Genomic DNA, 4,016 nt, shown 5'->3' with positions numbered 1-4,016 from the left:
TCCGGGTCCGCGTCCATCACGGGGATCCGCGGAAGGGGCATCCTGCCCCTGCCGCGGACGGCGTACATCCATGTACGCCGCCCTTCGGGTGTTTCCCCGCGATGGCCGCCGCTTCGGAAGGGAACCCAGTAAGTCAAAAACAAGGGCAACAGCAACATCCAAAGCCAAGCGATCGCGACTGCTACAGCGACTCGCGGTGATCAGTGTCCGGGCACGATGTGGGAAGGACTCTCGTGCATTTTGTGGGATCAGTCCCGACAGCCTCGGACCTTCTCGCCTCAGTCGCCCAGCCGCACCACCAGCTTGCCGAAGTTGCCGCCGCTCAGCATGTCGATGAAGGCCTGTGGCGCGTTTTCCAGCCCGTCCACCACGTGCTCGCGGTAGCGTACGCGGCCGTCGGCCAGCCAGGCGCCCATCTCGCGCAGGAACTCCGGGTACAGCTTGACGAAGTCGCCGACGATGAAGCCGCGCAGGGTCAGGCGCTGGCGCAGCACCTGGCCCATCAGTGCCGGCATCCGGTCCGGCCCCGGCGGCAAGGCGCCGTTGGCGTTGTAGGTGGCGATGGTGCCGCACACCGGCACCCGCGCGAAATCGTTGAGCAGCGGCAGCACCGCATCGAACACGTGGCCGCCGACGTTCTCGAAGTACACGTCGATGCCGTCGGTCGCGGCGGCGCGCAACTGCTCCGCAAAGTCCTTGGCGCGGTGGTCCAGGGCCACGTCCACGCCCAGTTCCTCGCGCAGGTAGCGGCATTTTTCCGCGCCGCCGGCGATGGCGATGACCTTGGCCCCGCGCAGTTTGGCGATCTGCGCCACGGTGGCGCCGACCGGGCCGGTGGCCGCGGCGACCGCCACGGTCTCGCCCGGCTGCGGCTTGCCGATCTCGTGCAGGCCGGCGTAGGCGGTGAAGCCGGGCATGCCGTACACGCCCAGCGCGGTGCTCGGCGGCAGCGGCGAGTTGGGGTCGAGCTTGCGCCGCAGGCTGGCGCCGTCGACGACCAGATGGGTCTGCCAGCCGCCGTTCTGCACCAGTACCAGATCGCCTGGTGCGTGGTCGGGGGAATTGGATTGCAGCACCTCGGCCACGGTGCTGCCGACCATGGTCTCGCCCAGTTGCACCGGCGGCGCGTAGGACGGCGCATCGCTCATGCGCCCGCGCATGTACGGGTCCAGCGACAGCCAGCGATTGCGCAGCAGCACCTGGCCGGGGCCCGGCGCTTCGAGCGGCGCCTGTTCGGTACGGAAGTTGTCGGTGCCCGGCGCGCCCTGCGGACGCGAGGCGAGGACGATGCGGGTGGTCTGGGTGGGGGCGGTCATGCGGTTTCCTCGCTTGCGGTATTCAATTGCGCGATGTCCTCGGCCGACAGCTGCAGGCGCGCGGCGGCGAGCAGATCCTGCAACTGCTCCAGGCTGGTCGCGCTGGCGATCGGCGCGACGATGCCGGGCCGCGCCATCAACCAGGCCAGCGCCACCTGCGTGGGCGTGGCGGCATGCTTGCCGGCGATGTCGTCGAGCGCGGCGAGGATGCGCAGGCCGCGCGCGTTGAGATAGCGCGCGATCACGCTGGCGCCGCGTGCCTTGCTCTTGCCCGCGTCTTCGGCGCGACGGTACTTGCCGCTGAGGAAGCCGCTGGCCAGCGCGTAGTAGCACAGCACGCCCAGGCCTTGTTCGCGCACCAGCGGCTCCAGCTCGGCCTCGTAGCCGGCGCGGTCGTACAGGTTGTACTCCGGCTGCAGCGTCTCGTAGCGGGGCAGGCCGTACTGCGCGGAGACGTTCAGCGCCTCGCGCAGGCGCGCGGCACTGTAGTTGGAGGCGCCGATGGCGCGCACCTTGCCCTGTTCGATCAGCCGCCCGAACGCGGCCAGCGTGGCTTCCAGCGGCACCGAATCGTCGTCCGCGTGCGCCTGGTACAGATCGATGACGTCGGTCTGCAGGCGCTGCAGCGAGTCCTCCGCGGCGGCGGCGATGGTGTCGGCCGACAGGCCCGGGCGTTCGGCCCACTTGCCGACCTTGGTCGCGATCAGCACCTTGTCGCGCTTGCCGCTGCGCTTGAGCCATTGTCCGATCAGCGTTTCCGATTCGCCGCCGTGATTGCCGGGGACCCAGGCCGAGTAGATGTCGGCGGTGTCGACGAGATTGCAGCCGGCCTCGACGAAGGCATCGAGCAGGGCGAAGGAGGTCTTGGCGTCGGCGCTCCAGCCGAACACGTTGCCGCCGAACGCCAGCGGTGCCGCATGCAGGCCAGAGCGGCCGAGTTCGCGCGTGTGCAGCATGGAAAACGCTCCACTGTGGGGAAAGGCGACAGGATAGTCGCCGGGGGTCGAAGGATCGGCCAATGCTCGCGAAAACAGCGTTCCGCCGGCGTGATTCGCGCTAACGGGAGCGCAACATTCGGGCTTGTCGGGCCGCATGCTAGGCTCGCCCCACCTCCTCTTGCGGATGCCTGCCATGACGCTTCGAACCTCGCTCGCCTGCGCCTGTACTCTGGCCGTCGCCACCGCCTTGCTCGCCCCTGCCGCGCAGGCGATCAAGCCTGCCGACACCGCGACGCTGCCGGCGCCGGACGCGTCCCTGCAGGCGGCGATCAACGGCAGCTGGCGCGACCGCGCCAACGTCGCCCGCGACGCTTATCGCCATCCCGGCCAGACCCTGGCGTTCTTCGGCATCAAGCCGACCCAGACGGTGATCGAGGTCACCCCGGGCGGCGGCTGGTATGCGGAGATCCTGGCACCGTACCTGCGCGAGCACGGGCAGTACATCGCTGCGGTGGTGGATCCGACCGCCGTGCCTGAAGGGCGCGGCCGCGACTACCAGCAGAAGGCGCGCGCCGGCCTGGAGCAGAAGTTCGCCGCGGCACCGGCGCAGTACGACCGCGCGCGCATCGTCGCGTATGCGCCGAACGCACCGGTGTTCGGCCCGCCCGGCTCGGCCGATCTGGTGCTGACCTTCCGCAACGTGCACAACTGGCGCATGGCCGGCCAGGCCGAGGGCATGTTCAAGGGCTTCTACAACGTGCTCAAGCCCGGCGGCGTGCTCGGCGTGGTCGAGCACCGCGCCAAGGCCGACGTGCCGGCCGACGACAAGAGCGGCTATGTCGGTCAGGCGCAGGTGATCGCCATGGCCGAGGCCGCCGGCTTCAAGCTGGCCGGCAAGAGCGAGCTCAACGCCAATCCGCGCGACACCAAGGATTATCCGGGTGGCGTATGGACATTGCCGCCGAGCAACCAGCACGAGGCCGCCGATGATGCAAAGTACCAGGCGATCGGCGAGAGCGACCGGATGACCCTGAAATTCGTCAAGCGCTGAGCCGGCGCACGAGCGGCGCGGCGCGGACGCATGGGACAATGCCTGCGCCGCGCCGTGCGGCGCAGGCCCGCCGCCGTTCCCGTCGATGCTGATCGCCTTCAACAAGCCCTTCAACGTGCTGTGCCAGTTCACCGACCGCAGCACGCCGCCGCGGCGCACCCTGGCCGAGTTCGGCCTGCCCGCCGACGTGTATGCGGCCGGACGCCTGGACTACGACAGTGAGGGCCTGCTGCTGCTGACCGACGATGGCGCATTGGCGCACCGTCTTACCGATCCCCGGCACAAGCAGCCCAAGACCTACTGGGTGCAGGTGGAAGGCGCGCCGCAACCGGAGCAGGTGCAGCGCCTGCGCGACGGCGTGCTGTTGAACGACGGCCCGACCGCGCGGGCCGAGGTGACGTTGCTGGACGCGCCGCCATCGCTGTGGCCGCGCGATCCGCCGGTGCGTTTCCGCAAGAGCGTGCCCGATGCCTGGTTGCAGGTCGTGCTGCGCGAAGGCCGCAATCGCCAGGTGCGGCGGATGACGGCCGCGGTCGGCCTGCCGACCCTGCGCCTGGTGCGTGCGGCGATGGGCGCGCACCGTCTGGACGGGTTGGCGCCGGGGGCCTGGCGCGCGCTGTAGTGCGTGTTGTGCTGAATGACGCGTAGGAGCGGCGTCAGCCGCGACCGGAGCATTACCGAGGCGCTCCGGTCGCGGCTGACGCCGCTCCT

Annotated in this window: 4 protein-coding genes; 2 read left to right on the top strand and 2 right to left on the bottom strand. The window is 69.8% G+C overall.

Features of this window, described 5'->3' with window-relative positions; genetic code table 11:
• Positions 1-278: 278 nt before the first annotated feature.
• Together ACHWVH_RS05420 and ACHWVH_RS05415 are read right to left on the bottom strand one after the other, a co-directional pair.
• Positions 279-1,316: an NADP-dependent oxidoreductase gene (locus ACHWVH_RS05420; RefSeq protein WP_267096439.1), complete on the bottom strand. Its 1,038-nt coding sequence runs from the start codon at positions 1,314-1,316 to the stop codon at positions 279-281.
• Positions 1,313-2,272 carry an aldo/keto reductase gene (locus ACHWVH_RS05415; protein WP_150410815.1) on the bottom strand — a complete coding sequence of 320 codons (960 nt, stop codon included), beginning with the start codon at positions 2,270-2,272 and terminating at the stop codon, positions 1,313-1,315. The genes ACHWVH_RS05420 and ACHWVH_RS05415 overlap by 4 nt, the downstream gene beginning before the upstream one ends.
• Positions 2,273-2,447: 175 nt before the next feature.
• On the opposite strand from ACHWVH_RS05415, the gene ACHWVH_RS05410 reads away from it, so the two are divergent.
• Together ACHWVH_RS05410 and ACHWVH_RS05405 are read left to right on the top strand one after the other, a co-directional pair.
• Positions 2,448-3,305 carry a class I SAM-dependent methyltransferase gene (locus ACHWVH_RS05410; RefSeq protein ID WP_295917995.1) on the top strand — a complete coding sequence of 286 codons (858 nt, stop codon included), beginning with the start codon at positions 2,448-2,450 and terminating at the stop codon, positions 3,303-3,305.
• An 85-nt stretch (positions 3,306-3,390) separates the two neighbouring features.
• Complete coding sequence (locus tag ACHWVH_RS05405) at positions 3,391-3,927, top strand: pseudouridine synthase (RefSeq protein WP_017908156.1); 537 nt, start codon at positions 3,391-3,393, stop codon at positions 3,925-3,927.
• Positions 3,928-4,016: the final 89 nt, after the last annotated feature.

The organism is uncultured Xanthomonas sp. (assembly GCF_964278005.1).
In the GTDB taxonomy this organism is placed as follows: domain Bacteria; phylum Pseudomonadota; class Gammaproteobacteria; order Xanthomonadales; family Xanthomonadaceae; genus Xanthomonas_A; species Xanthomonas_A sontii.
This window is presented reverse-complemented; position numbering and strand designations above follow the sequence as displayed.

Excerpts from the sequence above, each read along its gene's own strand:
- ACHWVH_RS05420 (WP_267096439.1), bottom strand. The coding sequence starts at position 1,316 with ATGACCGCCCCCACCCAGACCACCCGCATCGTCCTCGCCTCGCGTCCG.
- ACHWVH_RS05415 (WP_150410815.1), bottom strand. The coding sequence starts at position 2,272 with ATGCTGCACACGCGCGAACTCGGCCGCTCTGGCCTGCATGCGGCACCG.
- ACHWVH_RS05410 (WP_295917995.1), top strand. The coding sequence starts at position 2,448 with ATGACGCTTCGAACCTCGCTCGCCTGCGCCTGTACTCTGGCCGTCGCC.
- ACHWVH_RS05405 (WP_017908156.1), top strand. The coding sequence starts at position 3,391 with ATGCTGATCGCCTTCAACAAGCCCTTCAACGTGCTGTGCCAGTTCACC.